Below are 16,599 nucleotides of genomic sequence, written 5' to 3'. Positions count from 1 at the left end.
TGGTAGGGGGACGGCGGGGCTCCGCCCCGGACCCCGCACCGCCGCTCCGCGACGGTCGCCTCAAACGCCGGCGAGGCTGGGTATGCCGGGGCTCCCCCAGGACGGCGCGGATGGGAGCCGGGGGTAGCCCGGAGGGGGCTACTCGCGGACGGGGGAGGGGAGGGTGGTCAGGAAGGCGGAGAGGGCGGTGTGCCAGGCGGCGGGCTGGTCCCAGTGGACGAGGTGACCCGCATCGGGGATCTCCGCATAGGCCCCCCGCGGCAGCACCCGCACCATCTCCTGCGCCTCCGCCCGGCCCAGCTCGCCGTCCAGGCCCCGGACGACCAGCGTCGGGCAGCGGACCTGGCCGAGCTCTTCCCAGTGCGCGTCGTGCACCCACGTCTCGCGGGCCATCAGCATCTGCCGCCGCGAGAAGACCGGCCGCCAGCCGTCCGGGCCCTCGGCCATCACCTCCGCGAAGAACTCCCCGCGCGCGGGACTGGGCCGCTCCACCCACGGGTCGTCCTCGCCGAACCACTTCCGGACGTCGCCCAGCGTGGCGAACGGCAGCGGCCAGCTGCGGAACCAGTCCTCCCACTCCCGCTGCGACGCGGCCCCCAGGGCCGTGGCCCGCATGTCGCAGATGACCAGCGCCCGCACCAGGTCGGGCCGGCGCGCGGCCAGCTGCCAGGCGGTCAGCGCGCCCATGGAGTGCCCGATGAGGACCACCGGCCCGAGCCCCAGCTGCTCGATCGCCGCCTCCGCATCGGCCACGAAGGCCTCGCGGGTGTAGGGCCCCTGCGCCGGGCGGTCGCTGCGGCCGTGCCCGCGCTGGTCCAGGGCGACCGCGCGGCATTGCGCGGACAGCCAGCGGGCCGTCCCCGCCCAGTGGGACGCACGGCCCATCAGGCCGTGCAGTAAGAGGACGGCGGCTTCCGCCGGGGCGCCGCTGTCGGTGTCCTTGGGCGGTTCCGCGAACTCCCAGGCGGCGAGCCGCACGCCGTCGGCTCCCGTCACATCGAAGCGCCGTACCACTGTCGATGCACCCCCTTCGCTCCCGGCCAGAGTATCGAACCTGCATTCGAAAACGGTCGTCTCCTCCGCAACACCGCTCTTTCGAGTGACCTTGCTCAAGGATTGGCGGCCGCTGCCGAGGGGAGATCTTCATCGGGAGGCGGGCCGCTCGGGGAAGACGGTCCGAGGGGAAAGACCCTGGGAGCTCGGGGCTCCGGGTCAGCAAGGGGGAGGACCGGTCCCGGCGTCGCGAGGCGCCGGGACCAACCCCTTCCGGGGGCGCGACCGACCGGGCGTACCGGGGCGCGCGGGGCCGGGCACATCACACCGCCCCCTCCCGCAGTTGCCTGGGGCAAGCCTGGCACGCACACCGCGGCACCGCGTCCATTCCGACGGATTAGCCGGTATTCGACACCGCATCTGTGACAGCAGAGGTCACAGAGACGCCAGAGACCGGAAAACGACACCGAGCCGCCCCCGGACACCCGGGAACGGCTCGGTACGCACACCACCGCCGGCTCCGCGGCCGGCCGCGGACCGGCCTCAGCCAGGCCTCGTCCAGGCCGCGGCGCCCGGCCTCAGCGCTTGGCGACGAAGACGTGGCTCGCCACGTCCGAGTCGAGCTCCGCGGCCTCGCCGCCGCTGCCGATCAGGACACCGCCGGGCGACTCCGTCACGCTCACCACCGCGCCGGGCTGCACGCCCGCGCGCCGCAGCGTGTACATGAGCTGCGCGTCCGTCTGGATGGGCTCGCCGATCCGGCGGACCACGACGGTCTTGCCGTCGGGGCCCGGGGCCAGCTCGGACAGGCTGACCATGTTCTCGTCGAGGAAGGGGTCGGCCTCGGCCTTCTCGCCCAGCTCCTCCAGGCCCGGGATCGGGTTGCCGTACGGCGACTCGGTCGGGTGGCGCAGCAGCTCGAGCACCCGGCGCTCGACCGCCTCGCTCATCACGTGCTCCCAGCGGCAGGCCTCGGCGTGCACCTGCTCCCACTCCAGACCGATGACGTCGACGAGCAGGCACTCCGCCAGGCGGTGCTTGCGCATCACGCGGGTCGCCAGCCGGCGGCCCTCCTCGGTCAGCTCGAGGTGCCGGTCGCTGGCGACGCCCACCAGGCCGTCGCGCTCCATCCGCGCCACCGTCTGGCTGACCGTGGGGCCGCTCTGGTCGAGCCGCTCGGCGATCCGGGCGCGCATGGGGACCACACCTTCCTCCTCCAGCTCGAGAATGGTGCGGAGGTACATCTCCGTGGTATCGATCAGTCCGGACATCGTGCCCCTCATCATCGTGCGCTGGCCCTGTCACCAATTCTGACGCATCGCGCCGACAACCGTCCCGCGCCGAGGGCCGCGGGCGTCCGCCGATGCGATTGACTCATGCGCGCGCCCGGTCCGCCGCATCCGGCGGGGCCCCGTCCCGCATATTGACAGGGTCCTGGTCCAGACCGCACGGTGATCGGCGGACACGGACGCACCCCGACTCTGGAAGGGTCCTCGGCGAATGAGCGAGAGCAAGCTGGCCGGTCAGTTCCTGGACGCCGCGATCGGCCTCCTGGAGCGGGTGCGCGACGAGGAGGCGGCGCCGATCGCCGCGGCGGGCGGGCTCATCGCCGACGCCGTGGCCGCCGGCAACCGGCTCTTCGCCTTCGGCGCCGGACACTCCTCGCTGCCCGCGATGGACGTGGTCTACCGGGCCGGCGGCCTGGCCCTGATGAACTTCCTCGCCGTCCCCGGCACCGCCGGCATCGACGTCATGCCGGCCACCCTCGGCAGTGCCCTGGAGCGGGTCGACGGGCTGGCCGGGGCGGTCCTCGACAGCAGCCCGGCCGGCGCCGGGGACGTCCTGGTGATCATCTCGCTGTCCGGGCGCAACGCCCTGCCGGTGGAGATGGCCATGAACGCCCGCGCCCTCGGGCTCAAGGTCATCGGCGTCACCTCGGTGGCCTACACGACCGGGACCAAGTCCCGGCACGTCTCCGGCACCTTCCTCAAGGACCACTGCGACGTCGTCCTGGACAGCAAGATCGCCGTCGGGGACGCGGAGCTGACGCTGGACGGCATCGACGCGCCCTTCGCCCCCGCGTCCACCGTCGTGACCAGCGCGATCATGCAGTCGGTGATGGCCACCGCGGCCGGTGAGCTGGTCGCCCGGGGCGTCGAGCCGCCGCTGCTGCGCTCGGGCAACGTCGACGGCGGCCACGAGTGGAACGGCCGCGTGATGACGCAGTACGGCGACCGGATCTTCTTCCGCCACTAGCCGCCGACCGGGCACCGAGCTGCCGGCCGGTGGTGCCGCGGACTACTCCGTGCGCACCCCGGCCGGGCTCAGGTCCGCGGCGATGCGGGCCGCGACCTCCTCGGCGTAGACGGCGTCGGGCCGCTCGAAGGGCGGCCGGGCGGCCGTCCGCAGGAAGGTGAGGACGCCGACCGTGCGCCCGCGGCTGCGCAGGACCGTGCACAGGCCGTGCGCGACGCCCTCCGGCCAGCCCGGCGGCAGCGCCGCCGGGGCGCTCACCCGGACCGACCCGAGCCGGTCCAGGGCCTGCCGGGCCGGGTGACCGGCCGGGCAGCGGGCCGGCAGCCCGCCGGTGGGCGCGGTCCCCGGCGGCGAGACCACCGACCGCAGCAGCCGCTCGCCCACCGCGACGTCCACCAGCGCGTGGTCCGCGAAGCCGGCCAGCGCGAAGTCCAGCCGGACCGCCACCGCCTCCGCCGGGTCCTCGCACTCGCCGGCGGCCCGCGAGGCGCGGTGCAGTTGGTTGCTGCGGAACCGCAGCTGCGCGGTGTCCAGCTCGGCCTGCCGGGCCTCGGTGATGTCCTGGAACAGCCAGCCCACCCCCAGCGGCACCGGCTCCTCGCCCAGCGGCGAGGCCAGCCGCAGGAAGCCGGACCGCCAGCAGCGCCGGCGCACCCCCTCGGGCGTGCGCACCGACACCCACAGCTCCAGCGGCGCCGGCGGCACGCCTTCGGCCAGTACGTGCGTGAGCGCGCCCTCGACCTCCTCCACGCCCTGGAGCAGCAGCTCCCCCAGCGGCCGGCCCAGCAGCGCGGTGCGGCCCATGCCGAAGGCCCGGGCGGCGTGGGCGTTGACCACGGCGGGCCGCAGGTCCACGTCGACCAGGACGACGCCCCAGGACGCGTCCTCGAGCAGCGCCTCGCTCAGGGCGATGGAGCGCTCCAGGTCGATCTGGGTGTGCACCTCGCTGAAGGCGCAGTAGACGCCGGCCGGCCGGCCGTCGGCGCCGGGCACCCCGGCGGACTGGGTGCGCACCAGCACCCGCCCGCCGTCCTTGGTCAGCAGGGCGAACTCGTGGACCTGGCGGCCGGGCGTCTCCTGGGCGGACATCAGCCGCCGCGCCACGTCCTCGGCGTCCGCGGCCCGGGCCGCCCAGCCGGCGAACCCGTGCCGGCCCACGGCCTCCGCCGCGCTCCACCCCAGGATCCGCTCGGCCTCGCGGTTCCAATGGGTGATCACACCGTCGGCGTCGAACGCGCAGAGGGCGGCGTCCATGCCGTCCAGTAGCGCGGCGAGCAGATCGTCGGTGGTCTCACTACGTCCGGAAGCACTCACCTGGCACCCCCTGCAGGTGTTCGCGTGTGCGGCACGTCGGATCATTCAACTCCAACGTGACGCAGCCCACACCCGCTTCCCGGAAAAGAACCGGGCCGATTAATTCGCTTGCGGCTCTCCGGAGGGGCTCCTAGCGTGTGGTGCACACGAGAAGGGAGGTGGTTCCGGAAATGTACGACTACCGGACGCGTGAGGTGACTGCGGGCTGACGCCCGTCGTCGCACGCACCCAGTGCGGTGCCGGCGGATGCGCCGGCCAAACCCAAGCAGTCACCCGACCCGCGGACTCGCCGGCACGTCCGGCCGGCTCTCTTACTGCAGAAGAGAACCCGAGTCCGCGGGTCGCCCCTTTTTCCCAGGGCTCGGTTCACCTCCGGGCGCTGAAAGCCGGTGTCGACGGTCGCCGTGCTCAGCCCGCTCGTTCCTCACGGGCCTGCGCGCGGCTCCCTTTCGACACCGGCGCGCCCTTCGGCTCACTCGCCGGGTGTTCATGGGCAGAGCCGGTCCACCCGCCAGTCGCCCGCGTCCGTGCGCGTGTAGCGCAGCCGGTCGTGGAGGCGGTTCTCGTGGCCCTGCCAGAACTCGACCTCCCGGGGCGCCACCCGGTAGCCGCCCCACTCCGGCGGTACGGGGACCTGCTCGCCCTCGGGGTAGCGCTCGGCGAGCTCCGCGTACCGGCGGTCCAGCTCGGCGCGCGAGCCGATGACCGAGGACTGCTCGCTGGCCCAGGCGCCCAGCTGGGAGCCGTGCGGCCGGGAGCGGAAGTACGCGGCGGTCTCGTCCCGGCCGACCCGCGCCGCCGTGCCGGTGACGACCACCTGGCGGGCGATGGGGTGCCAGGGGAAGAGCAGCGCGACCTGCGGGTTGGCGGCGATCTCGCGCCCCTTGCGGGAGCCGTGGTTCGTGAAGAACACGAAGCCGCGCGCGTCGAACTGCTTGAGCAGCACGGTGCGGGAGCTGGGCGCGCCCCCGGGCGTGGCGGTGGAGACGACCATGGCGTTGGGTTCGAAGACGTGCGCCTCGGCGGCCTGCTGGAACCAGCGGGCGAACTGCTCCATGGGATCGGCGGCCAGTCCGTCCTCCGCGACGATCTCGGAGCGGTACTGCTTGCGCATGACGGCGGGATCAAGGTCGTGGTTCGGCACCCGGCCATCCTGCCGCAGCGGCCCCGCACGCCCCGCCGCAGGGCGCCACTTGGGAGCTGCGCGCGCCGGGCGACACGCGTCCGCTGTGCCCCACGTCACGCTTCCGCCCGGCCCCGGGAGAGTAGAGACTCGTGGGTCTGGGCCGCCCCCGGCGGCCCTTCGCGCGGTGGGTGACCTACGAACGCACGGGGCATGACGGGGATGCACCCGCGCCGCATCGCATGTCAGGGCGTACAAAGGTGTACGTATCCACCCGCTCTTGACGCCTGGTCACGGCCGTTGGCCGCACAACTTGAGGAGCCGCCTCATGTCCGATTTCGTACCCGGCCTCGAAGGGGTCGTCGCGTTCGAGACGGAGATCGCCGAACCCGACCGGGAGGGCGGTGCGCTCCGCTACCGCGGTGTGGACATCGAAGACCTGGTCGGACACGTCTCCTTCGGGAACGTCTGGGGCCTGCTGGTCGACGGCGCCTTCAACCCCGGCCTGCCCGCCGCCGAGCCCTTCCCGATCCCGGTGCACTCCGGTGACATCCGGGTGGACGTGCAGTCCGCCCTCGCGATGCTGGCGCCCGTGTGGGGCCTCAAACCGCTGCTGGACATCGACGAGCGGACGGCCCGCGACGACCTGGCCCGGGCCGCCGTGATGGCGCTGTCGTACGTCGCCCAGTCCGCGCGCGGCCAGGGCCTGCCGATGGTCCCCCAGCGGGAGATCGACAAGGCCGAGTCCGTGGTCGAGCGGTTCATGATCCGCTGGCGGGGCGAGCCGGACCCCAAGCACGTCAAGGCCGTGGACGCCTACTGGACCTCCGCCGCCGAGCACGGCATGAACGCCTCCACCTTCACCGCCCGGGTGATCGCCTCCACCGGCGCGGACGTGGCGGCGGCGCTCTCCGGCGCGGTCGGCGCCATGTCCGGGCCGCTGCACGGCGGTGCGCCCTCCCGCGTCCTCGGCATGATCGAGGAGATCGAGCGGACCGGCGACGCCGTGGCGTACGTGAAGAAGGCCCTGGACAAGGGCGAGCGGCTGATGGGCTTCGGCCACCGCGTCTACCGCGCCGAGGACCCGCGTGCCCGGGTGCTGCGCCGGACCGCCAAGGAGCTGGGCGCGCCGCGCTTCGAGGTGGCGGAGGCGCTGGAGAAGGCCGCGCTGGAGGAGCTGCACGCCCGGCGCCCGGACCGGGTGCTGGCCACGAACGTGGAGTTCTGGGCGGCGATCACGCTGGACTTCGCGGAGGTCCCGGCGCACATGTTCACGTCGATGTTCAGCTGTGCCCGCACGGCCGGCTGGTCGGCGCACATCCTGGAGCAGAAGCGCACCGGCCGGCTGATCCGGCCCTCGGCCCGGTACGTGGGCCCGGGCGCGCGGGACCCGCGGGAGATCGCGGGGTACGAGGACCTGGCCGCCTCGGCCTGAGCCGCCGGCGGACCCGCCGCATCCCGCGAGGGGTGCGGCGGGTCCGGCTTTCACGGGTCGCGGGGGCCCGACGGGGGTCAGGCGTCCAGGGCCGTGTCGATCAGGCGGGACCACTGGGCCAGCACCCGGGCCCGGCGGGCGGTGTCGTCGGTGAGGACGTTGGCCAGGCCCAGGCCCCGGGCCATGTCGAGGAGGCCCTGCACGGTCTCGCGGACCCCCGGCCGGGACTCGTCCGCGCCCAGCAGCTCCACGGCGATGCGGTGGGTCTCGCGGCCCACCCGCGCCTCGAGTTCGGTGACCCGGGGGCGCAGCTGCTCCTCGTTGGAGGCCGCCACCCACAGCTGGAGGGCGGCCCGGAAGAGGGTGCCGGTGTAGAGGTCCACCAGGGCCCCGACCACGGCGGGCCGGGCCGCCGGACCGCCGGCGAACAGCCCCCGCAGCGCGGCCGAGCGCTCCTCGGCCACGTACTCGACGGCGGCGGTGAACAGGTCCTCGCGGGTGGGGAAGTGGTGCTGGGCGGCGCCCCGGGAGACCCCGGCGCGCTCGGCGACCACCGCGACGGTGGAACCGGCCCAGCCGTGCTCGGCGAGGCAGGCCACGGCGGCTTCGAGGAGGCGCTGCCGGGTGGCGCGGCTGCGGTCCTGCTTGGGGGCGGTCACGACACCCACGACGGGCTCCGGCGCTCGAAGCGGGCGGTGATGCCCTCGCGGGCCTCCGCGGAGCCGAAGAAGGCGGCGGACAGGGCGGTCAGCCGCTCGCCGTCCCGGTCCAGGGCTTCCCGCAGCCCGGCGGTGACCAGGCGCTTGGTCTCGGCGAGGGCCAGCGGTCCGGCCTTGCGCAGGCCGTCCAGTACGGGCGCCAGGGCGGCGTCCACGTCCTCGGCGTGCAGGGTGAGCAGCCCGATCCGGGCCGCCTCGACCGCGTCGAAGGCCTCGGCGGTCAGGAAGTAGCGGGCCGCGGCCCGCGGGTCGAGCCGGGGCAGCAGCGGGGCGGAGATCACCGCCGGGACGACGCCCAGGTGGGTCTCGGTGAAGGCGTACGTGGAGCCCGGCCCGGCGGCGGCGATGTCGCAGGCTCCGAGCAGGCCCAGGCCGCCGGCCCGGACGTGGCCGGTGACCCGGGCGACCACCGGCTTGGACAGCTCGGCGATCTCCCGGAGCAGGGCCAGGAAGTCGGCGGGGTCGCAGGGGGACTTCAGGTCGGCCCCGGCGCAGAAGGTGTTGCCGGTGTGGGTCAGGACCACCGCCCGGACCGCCGGGTCCCCGGCCGCCTCGGCCAGCGCGGTGCGCAGGGCGGCCACCAGGGCGGCCGAGAGCGCGTTGCGGTTGGCCGGCGAGTCGAGGGTGAGGGTGGTGATGCCGTGCGCGTGCGCGGCGTCGACGACGGGGTCCATGGCCGCTCCTCCGTTGCGGTTCGGGCGCCGGCCCGGCGGCGCCCGCCGGGAGGGCGGCGCCGGCGGGCCGGCCGGGCTGTCCGGTCCTGCTAGTACGACTTGGGCAGACCGAGGGTCTGGTGCGAGACGAAGTTGAGGATCATCTCGCGGCTGACCGGGGCGATCCTGGCCACCCGGGACGCGGTGATCAGTGCCGCCAGCCCGTACTCGCGGGTGAGGCCGTTGCCGCCGAGGGTGTGGACCGACTGGTCCACAGCCTTCACACAGGCCTCACCGGCAGCGTACTTGGCCATGTTCGCGGCCTCCCCCGCGCCCATGTCGTCACCGGCGTCGTAGAGGGCGGCGGCCTTCTGCATCATCAGGCGGGCCAGCTCCAGATCGATGTGCGCGGTGGCCAGCGGGTGGGCGATGGCCTGGTGGGCGCCGATGGGCTGCTTCCACACCTGGCGGGTGCGGGCGTACTCCAGGGCCTTGGCGAGGGCGTAGCGGCCCATGCCGATGGCGAAGGCGGCGGTCATGATCCGCTCGGGGTTGAGGCCGGCGAAGAGCTGGAGCAGCCCCGCGTCCTCGTCGCCGACCAGGGCGTCGGCGGGCAGCCGCACCTCGTCCAGGACCAGCTCGAACTGCTTCTCGGCGGCCTGGAGCTCCATGTCGATGGGGCTGCGGCCGAAGCCGGGGGTGTCCCGGGGGACGATGAACAGGCAGGGCTTGAGGCTGCCGGTCCGTGCGTCCTCGGTGCGTCCGACGATCAGCGTGGCGTCGGCGATGTCCACCCCGGAGATGAACACCTTGCGGCCGGTCAGGACCCAGTCGTCGCCGTCCCGGCGAGCGGTGGTGGTGATCCGGTGCGAGTTGGAGCCGGCGTCCGGCTCGGTGATGCCGAAGGCCATGGTGCGGCTGCCGTCGGCCAGCCCCGGCAGCCACGCGCGCTTCTGCGCCTCGGTGCCGAAGCGGGCGATGACCGTGCCGCAGATGGCCGGCGAGACCACCATCATCAGGAGCGGGGAGCCCGCGGCGCCCAGCTCCTCCAGGACGATGGAGAGCTCGGCGATGCCGCCGCCCCCGCCGCCGTACTCCTCGGGCAGGTTGACCCCGAGGTAGCCGAGCTTGGCGGCCTCCGCCCACAGCTCGTCGGGGTGGCGGCCCTCGGCGGCCACCTTGGCCAGGTACTCCCGGCCGTACCGCTGCCCGAGGGCGGCGACGGCGGCGCGCAGCGCCCGGTGTTCTTCGGTTTCGAGGACGGAGCTCATGACGGCGGTTCCTCCAGTACTACGGCCAGTAGGGCGCCGACCTCGACCTGGTGGCCGGGGGCGGCGTGGAGCGCGGTGAGCGTGCCGGAGGCGGGAGCGAGGATGCGGTGCTCCATCTTCATCGCCTCCAGCCAGAGCAGGGGCTGCCCGGCGGTGACGGTGCAGCCGGGGGCCAGGCCCTCGGCGACCCGGACGACGGTGCCGGGCATGGGCGCGAGCAGGGAGCCCGGTTCGGTGCGGTCCTGGGGGTCCGCGAACCGCGGCAGGGCATGGAGGGTGTGTGCGCCGAGCGGGGAGTCGACGTACACCACCCCGGTGTTCGATTTTGGTTTCACGTGGAACACCCGCCGGACGCCCTCGATTTCGAGCACCGCCCGGTCGGCTTCCACCGCGAGGACTCGAACGTCCGGGTGGTCGACGGGCTCCGGACCGGTCCGGGCGTGCCGGTAGCGGATCTCGTGCTCGGACCCGGAGGGCTCGGCGCGGTAGCGGCGCAGTTGCGGCTGGGAGGGCAGGTTGCGCCAACCGCCCAGCCGGACCGCCAGCCCGCTGCCGGGCGCGGGCAGCGCCTGCACCAGCGCCGCGGCCAGCGCGGCCAGCCCGCCGTCCGGACCCGCGGTCGTCAGCTCGTCCAAGTACCGCTCGTAGAAGCCGGTGTCGAGCCGGGCGGCGGCGAACTCGGGGTGCCGCAGGGAGCGGACCAGCAGCTCGCGGTTGGTGGTCAGGCCGTGGATCCGGGCCCGGTCCAGGGCGTGCGCGAGGGCGCGCACCGCCTCGGCCCGGGTTGGCGCGTGGGCGATGACCTTGGCCAGCATCGGGTCGTAGTGGACCCCCACCGCGTCGCCGTCCGCGAAGCCGCTGTCCACCCGCACCCCGCCGGGCACGGCCAGGGTCTCCAGGGTGCCCGTCTGGGGCCGCCAGCCCTGCGCGGGGTCCTCGGCGTACAGCCGCGCCTCGACGGCATGGCCGGCCGGTGCGGGCGGGGTGACCGGCAGCGGCCGGCCCTCGGCGATCCGCAGCTGCCAGGCGACCAGGTCCAGGCCGAAGACGGCCTCGGTGACCGGGTGTTCCACCTGGAGGCGGGTGTTCATCTCCAGGAAGTACGGCCGCCCGTCGGCGGTGACCAGGAACTCCACGGTCCCGGCGCCCTGGTACGAGACCGCCCGCGCGGCGGCCGTGGCGGCCTCGTGCAGGGCGGTGCGCAGGGACTCCGGCAGCCCGGGGGCCGGGGCCTCCTCGATGACCTTCTGGTGCCGGCGCTGGAGGGAGCAGTCGCGGGTGCCCAGCGCCCAGACGGTGCCGTGGGCGTCGGCCAGGATCTGCACCTCGACGTGCCGGCCCCGTTCGACGTACGGCTCGGCGAAGACCTCGCCGTCGCCGAAGGCGGAGGCGGCCTCGGCCGAGGCGGCGGCCAGCTCGTCCTTCAGGTCGGCGAGGTCGCGCACCACCCGCATGCCCCGCCCGCCGCCGCCCGCGGCGGCCTTGAGCAGCAGCGGCAGGTCCCCGGGGCCGGCGGTGGCCGGGTCCACCGGCTCCAGCAGCGGCACCCCGGCGGCCCGCATCAGCTCCTTGGCGCGGGTCTTGGAGGCCATCGCCTCGATCGCGGCGGGCGGCGGACCGATCCAGCGCAGCCCGGCCTCGGCCACGGCCCGGGCGAAGCCGGCGTTCTCGGAGAGGAACCCGTACCCGGGGTGCACGGCGTCGGCCCCGGCCGCCAGCGCGGCCTTGATCAGCAGATCGCCGCGCAGGTACGTCTCACCGGGCGCGGCCCCGGGCAGCCGGACGGCGCAGTCGGCCTCCCGGACGTGCAGGGCGCCCGCGTCGGGGTCGGCGTACACGGCGACGGTGGCCAGGCCCAGCTCCCGGGCGGTGCGGAAGATCCGGACCGCGATCTCGCCGCGGTTGGCGACCAGCACCGAGGCCAGCGGGGCCGGCGCGGTGGCGGCGGGGGCGGTGACAGGGGTGTGCGAGGTCATCTGGGGCTCACATCCGGAAGACGCCGAAGCCGCCACGGGCGCCCTCGACGGGGGCGTTGTGGAGGGCGGAGAGACACAGGCCGAGGACGGTACGGGTGTCGCGCGGATCGATGACCCCGTCGTCGTAGAGCCGCCCGGAGAGGAACATCGGCAGCGACTCGGCCTCGATCTGCTGCTCGACCAGGGCGCGCAGCCCGGCGTCCGCCTCCTCGTCGTAGGGCGCGCCCTTGGCGGCGGCCGAGGCGCGGGCCACGATCGAGAGCACCCCGGCCAGCTGCTGGGGGCCCATCACCGCGGACTTGGCACTGGGCCAGGCGAAGAGGAAGCGCGGGTCGTAGGCCCGGCCGCACATGCCGTAGTGGCCGGCGCCGTAGCTGGCGCCCATCAGCACCGACAGGTGCGGGACCCGGGAGTTGGCCACCGCGTTGATCATCATCGCGCCGTGCTTGATGATGCCGCCCTGCTCGTACTCCTTGCCGACCATGTAGCCGGTGGTGTTGTGGAGGAACAGCAGCGGGATGTCCCGCTGGTTGGCGAGCTGGATGAACTGCGCCGCCTTCTGCGACTCCTGGCTGAAGAGCACGCCGTGCGCATTGGCGAGGATGCCGACCGGGTAGCCGTGCAGCGCGGCCCAGCCGGTGGCCAGGCTGGTCCCGTACAGCGGCTTGAACTCGTCGAAGTCCGAGCCGTCGACCAGCCGGGCGATCACCTCCCGGGGGTCGAAGGGGGTCTTCAGGTCGGCCGGCACGATGCCGAGGAGTTCCTCCGGGTCGTACCGGGGCGGCTCGGCCGGCGCCGGATCGGGGTGCGCCTTGCGGTGGTTGAGCCGCGCCACCACCCGACGGGCCTGGCGCAGCGCGTCCGACTCGTCCAGGGCGTAGTAGTCGGCCAGCCCGGAGGTGCGGGCGTGCATGTCGGCGCCGCCCAGCGACTCGTCGTCGCTCTCCTCGCCGGTGGCCATCTTCACCAGCGGCGGGCCGCCGAGGAACACCTTCGACCGGTCCTTGATCATCACGGTGTGGTCGGACATGCCGGGGACGTACGCGCCGCCGGCCGTGGAGTTGCCGAAGACCACGGCGACGGTGGGGATGCCGGCGGCCGAGAGCCGGGTGATGTCCCGGAAGATCGCCCCGCCGGGGATGAAGATCTCCTTCTGGGACGGCAGGTCCGCCCCGCCCGACTCGACCAGGCTGATGCAGGGCAGCCGGTTCTGGAGGGCGATCTCGTTGGCCCGCAGCGCCTTCTTGAGCGTCCACGGGTTGCTCGCCCCGCCGCGCACCGTCGGGTCGTTGGCGGTGATCAGGCACTCGACGCCCTCGACCACGCCGATACCGGTGATCATCGAGGCGCCGACGGGGTAGTCGCTGCCCCAGGCCGCGAGCGGGGAGAGCTCCAGGAACGGCGTGTCCGGGTCGATCAGGAGCTCGATCCGCTCCCGGGCGAGCAGCTTGCCGCGCCCGCGGTGCCGCTCGGTGTACTTGGGGCCGCCGCCGGCCAGGGCCTTGGCGTGCTCGGCCTCGAGCTCGGCCAGCTTGCCGAGCAGGGCCGCGCGGTTCTCGGCGAAGCCGGGGGCGGCGGGGTCGAGGCTGGTGCGGAGCCTTGTCACGGGCGGGTGCCTCCTGGGTGGGGTGCGGTGGCCTGCTCCGGTGCTGCCGGTACGTCGGCCAACAGGTGGGTGGGGACGTCCACGTGGCGGGCGCGCAGCCATTCGCCGAGGGCCTTGGCCTGGGGGTCGAAGCGGTGCTGGGCGGCTACGCCTTCGCCGAGCAGGCCGGGGATGACGAAGTTCAGGGCGCGGAGGTTGGGGAGGTCGTGGCGGACCACGGCCAGTCCGGCGGTCTCGGGGAGGAGGTGCTTGAGGCGGTCGGTGGTGAGGAAGTCCGTGAGCCAGTGCCACTGGGCTTCGGTGCGGGCCCAGACGCCGAGGTTGGCGTCGCCGCCCTTGTCTCCGCTGCGGGTGCCGATGATTCGGCCGAGGGGGGTGCGGGTGGTTCCGCTGCGCGGGGCTGCTCCCCTACCCGCCCCTTCCCGAAACCGGGGCTCCGCCCCGGACCCCGCCCCGGCGCTGCGCGCCGGGCTTTCGGGGCTCCGCCCCGGACCCCGCGCCTCAAACGCCGGCGGGGCTGGATCTGCTCCCGCCGCCTCGACCGTCAGCGAGGCTGGATTTGGCGGGGCTGGATTTGGCGGGGCTGGATGGGGCGGGGCTGGGATGGCTGCGTGGGTGCCGTCCGGCAGGACGGCGGTGTGGGGGACGGCCGTTGCCGGGATCGGGACGGAGGAGAAGGTGCCGTAAGGGGTCGGGGGAGAGGGCGGGGCCGTTACGTGGAAGCCGGGGTAGCTGGCTAGGGCCAGTTCGATGGCCTTCGAGGTGAGGCGGCGGCCGACGGGGTCGGGGGAGGGGTCGCGGACGACCAGGCGGAGGAGGGCGCTGGCGGTCTCCTCAGTGTCGGCGTCCTCGTGGTCGGTGCGGGCCAGCTCCCAGCGGACCTCGGCGATGCCGTCCAGGGTCGGCGCCAACTGCGCCCGTACCAGGGCCGCCTTGGCTTCGATGTCGAGGCCGGTCAGGACGAACACGACCTCGTTGCGCCAGCCGCCGATGCGGGTCAGGCCCGCCTTGAGGGTGCCGGGCGGGGCCTCGCCGCGGACGCCCGTGACCGCCACCCGGTCCGGGCCGGCCTGGGTCAGCCGTACGGTGTCCAGCCGGGCCGTCACGTCCGGGCCGAGGTACCGGGCGCCCTGGGTCTCGTACAGCAGTTGGGCGGTGACCGTGCCGGTGTCCACCACCCCGCCGGTGCCGGGGTGTTTGGTGATCACGCAGCTGCCGTCGCGGGCGATCTCCGCCAGCGGGAAGCCGGGGTGGCGGACGTCGTGGCCGGTGAAGAAGGCGTAGTTGCCGCCGGTGGCCTGGGTGCCGCACTCCAGGACGTGGCCGGCCACCACCGCGCCGGCCAGCGCGTCCAGGTCCACCGGGGACCAGTCGAAGAACCACGCGGCCGGGCCGCTGACCAGGGCCGCGTCCGTCACCCGGCCGGTGATCACCACGTCCGCGCCGGCCCGCAGGCAGGCGGTGATGCCGAAGCCGCCGAGGTAGGCGTTGGCCGTGAGGGCGTCCTCGTACGGCATCAGGTCGTCGCCCTCGACGTGCGCCACCGTGACCGGGAGGCCCAGCTTCTCCGCGAGCGCGCGGACCGCGGCGGCCAGTCCGGCCGGGTTGAGGCCGCCGGCGTTGGCGACCAGCCTGACGCCGCGCTCGTGGGCGAGGCCGAGGCCTTCCTCCAGTTGCCGCAGGTACGTCTTGGCGTAGCCGAGCGCGGGGTCCTTCAGGCGTTCGCGGCCGAGGATCAGCATGGTCAGCTCGGCCAGGTAGTCGCCGGTCAGGACGTCCAGCGGGCCGCCGGTCAGCATCTCCCGCAGGGCGTCGAAGCGGTCGCCGTAGAAACCCGAGGCGTTTCCGATGCGCAGGACGTCAGACACGGGGGGCCCGCCCGTCCCCCGCCGGGCCGGCGAAGGCCTGGGCGATGTCCAGCCAGTGGTCGGCCTCGGCGCCCTCGGCCGTCACGGCCAGGTCGGCGCGGTGGGCGCGCTGGGTGACCAGCAGGCAGAAGTCCAGCGCCGGGCCGGTGACCTTCTGGGGCGCGTCGGCGGGGCCGTAGGTCCAGGTCTCCGTGCCGTCCGGGGAGACCAGCTCGACCCGGAACTCCGCCGCGGGGGCGGCCAGTCCGCGCACCGCGTACGCGTAGTCGCGGGCCCGGACGCCGATGCGGGCGACGTGGTACAGCCGGGAGGTGGGCTTCCTCGTGACGCCGAGGGCGTCGGCCACGTCCTGGCCGTGGGCCCAGGTCTCCATCAGACGGGCGCTGGCCATCGAGGCGGCCTTCATCGGCGGGCCGAACCAGGGGAACCGGGCGGTGCCGTCGGCGGCGGCCAGGGCCGCGTCGAGGCCGGTACGGGCGCGGCGCCAGCGGGCCAGCAGCTCGGCCGGGGGGAGCGCGGCGCCGCGCTCGGCGCCCTGGTCCACGAAGTCGTCCGGGGCGGCCAGGGCCTCCTCGATGCGGCGGGCGAAGCCGTCGGCGTCGGTGAGGGCCAGCAGGGCGGCCTGGTCGGTCCACTCGAGGTGGGCGATCTGGTGGGCGACGGTCCAGCCCTTGGCGGGGGTGGGGCTGGTCCATTCTTCCGGGGCCAAGTCCCCGACGAGGCGGTCGAGTTCCTGCCCCTCCTCGCGGAGGTCGGCGATCACGAGGGATGACGGATCGGGCACAGGGCGCTCCCCACGGCGGCGGTGGCACGGCAACGTGCCCCGAGCGTGGCACCCTCCCCCAAAACAATCAAGCACGCTTGCATGATTTTGGCCCAATCCCCTTCCTGCAACCGCCGATTCCAGGCGCCGACCCCGCGCCTCGATCTCCCCCAGCTACCGCTGGGAGGTGCCCCCGGCGGGGCTGGATATGTGCCGGCGGGGCTGGGATCGCCCCGCCGGCGGGGCGGGTCAGGGGGAGTCTGACGGGCCGATGGGGCGGAGGACGGTGGCCAGGTCACCGGTGGCGACCAGGCGGTCGATGACCTGGGAGATCGCCCGTACGCCCGGCTCCCGGACGATCAGGCCGTCCCAGACCCACCAGTAGTCGCCCTCCGGGTCACCCGCGTCGCGCTGCCGGTCCATGACCCGGCGTACCTCGTCGAGCGTGAAGACGGTGCCGCACCACCGCTCGCCGTCGTCCCGGGTGACCCACATGTCGACGTTGCAGAGCTCGTCGAGGTCCTCCTCGGGATCCGGCACGAAGCAGATCTCGTAGCCGTCACGTCTGACCCGGTAGAAGGGGCCGTCCCACATGGTCGCTCCAGTACACAGCCGCCGACGG

The 16,599-nt window shown here is 74.2% G+C and carries 14 protein-coding genes; 2 read left to right on the top strand and 12 right to left on the bottom strand.

The window, feature by feature from the left end; translation table 11 throughout:
- Positions 1 to 138: 138 nt before the first annotated feature.
- Positions 139 to 1,014: an alpha/beta hydrolase gene (locus tag AB0O40_RS29325; RefSeq protein ID WP_365047984.1), complete on the bottom strand. Its 876-nt coding sequence runs from the start codon at positions 1,012 to 1,014 to the stop codon at positions 139 to 141.
- 557 nt (positions 1,015 to 1,571) lie between these two features.
- A complete protein-coding gene (locus AB0O40_RS29320; protein WP_365047982.1) occupies positions 1,572 to 2,264 on the bottom strand; it encodes a metal-dependent transcriptional regulator in 693 nt (230 codons plus the stop codon).
- Between the two features lie 229 nt (positions 2,265 to 2,493).
- Between AB0O40_RS29320 and AB0O40_RS29315 the strand changes: the two genes are divergently transcribed.
- Positions 2,494 to 3,249 (top strand): SIS domain-containing protein, encoded by a 756-nt coding sequence (locus AB0O40_RS29315; protein WP_365047980.1) that lies wholly within the window; start codon positions 2,494 to 2,496, stop codon positions 3,247 to 3,249.
- A gap of 42 nt (positions 3,250 to 3,291) precedes the next feature.
- Here AB0O40_RS29315 and AB0O40_RS29310 read toward each other — a convergent pair whose 3' ends face one another.
- Complete coding sequence (locus AB0O40_RS29310; protein WP_365047978.1) at positions 3,292 to 4,563, bottom strand: PAS domain-containing protein; 1,272 nt, start codon at positions 4,561 to 4,563, stop codon at positions 3,292 to 3,294.
- Between the two features lie 487 nt (positions 4,564 to 5,050).
- Entirely contained in the window at positions 5,051 to 5,677 is a 627-nt protein-coding gene (pdxH, locus tag AB0O40_RS29305) for a pyridoxamine 5'-phosphate oxidase (protein WP_365047992.1), read from the bottom strand.
- A 337-nt stretch (positions 5,678 to 6,014) separates the two neighbouring features.
- On the opposite strand from pdxH, the gene AB0O40_RS29300 reads away from it, so the two are divergent.
- Entirely contained in the window at positions 6,015 to 7,121 is a 1,107-nt protein-coding gene (locus tag AB0O40_RS29300) for a citrate synthase 2 (protein WP_365047976.1), read from the top strand.
- 77 nt (positions 7,122 to 7,198) lie between these two features.
- On the opposite strand, the gene AB0O40_RS29295 is transcribed toward AB0O40_RS29300, so the two are convergent.
- The 8 genes from AB0O40_RS29295 to AB0O40_RS29260 all read right to left on the bottom strand — a co-directional run bounded on the left by AB0O40_RS29295 (position 7,199) and on the right by AB0O40_RS29260 (position 16,571).
- Entirely contained in the window at positions 7,199 to 7,789 is a 591-nt protein-coding gene (locus tag AB0O40_RS29295; RefSeq protein ID WP_365047974.1) for a TetR/AcrR family transcriptional regulator, read from the bottom strand.
- A complete protein-coding gene (locus AB0O40_RS29290; RefSeq protein ID WP_365047972.1) occupies positions 7,777 to 8,514 on the bottom strand; it encodes an enoyl-CoA hydratase family protein in 738 nt (245 codons plus the stop codon). Before AB0O40_RS29290 ends, AB0O40_RS29295 begins: the two co-directional genes overlap by 13 nt.
- A gap of 89 nt (positions 8,515 to 8,603) precedes the next feature.
- Entirely contained in the window at positions 8,604 to 9,764 is a 1,161-nt protein-coding gene (locus AB0O40_RS29285) for an acyl-CoA dehydrogenase family protein (RefSeq protein ID WP_365047970.1), read from the bottom strand.
- A complete protein-coding gene (locus AB0O40_RS29280) occupies positions 9,761 to 11,740 on the bottom strand; it encodes a biotin carboxylase N-terminal domain-containing protein (protein ID WP_365047968.1) in 1,980 nt (659 codons plus the stop codon). The genes AB0O40_RS29285 and AB0O40_RS29280 overlap by 4 nt, the downstream gene beginning before the upstream one ends.
- Positions 11,741 to 11,747: 7 nt before the next feature.
- A complete protein-coding gene (locus tag AB0O40_RS29275; RefSeq protein WP_365047966.1) occupies positions 11,748 to 13,346 on the bottom strand; it encodes a carboxyl transferase domain-containing protein in 1,599 nt (532 codons plus the stop codon).
- On the bottom strand, positions 13,343 to 15,214 hold the full coding sequence (locus tag AB0O40_RS29270) for an acyclic terpene utilization AtuA family protein (protein WP_365047964.1): 1,872 nt from the start codon (positions 15,212 to 15,214) through the stop codon (positions 13,343 to 13,345). Before AB0O40_RS29270 ends, AB0O40_RS29275 begins: the two co-directional genes overlap by 4 nt.
- Positions 15,207 to 15,998: a TIGR03084 family metal-binding protein gene (locus AB0O40_RS29265; protein WP_365047962.1), complete on the bottom strand. Its 792-nt coding sequence runs from the start codon at positions 15,996 to 15,998 to the stop codon at positions 15,207 to 15,209. Before AB0O40_RS29265 ends, AB0O40_RS29270 begins: the two co-directional genes overlap by 8 nt.
- Before the next feature lie 228 nt (positions 15,999 to 16,226).
- Positions 16,227 to 16,571: a hypothetical protein gene (locus AB0O40_RS29260; protein ID WP_365047960.1), complete on the bottom strand. Its 345-nt coding sequence runs from the start codon at positions 16,569 to 16,571 to the stop codon at positions 16,227 to 16,229.
- Between the last annotated feature and the right edge of the window lie 28 nt (positions 16,572 to 16,599).

Origin of the sequence: Streptomyces sp. NPDC089919 (assembly GCF_040684615.1) — a bacterium.
Taxonomy (GTDB): domain Bacteria; phylum Actinomycetota; class Actinomycetes; order Streptomycetales; family Streptomycetaceae; genus Streptomyces.
Note: the sequence above shows the minus strand (reverse complement) of the source record. Positions and strands in the feature narration are given on the sequence as shown.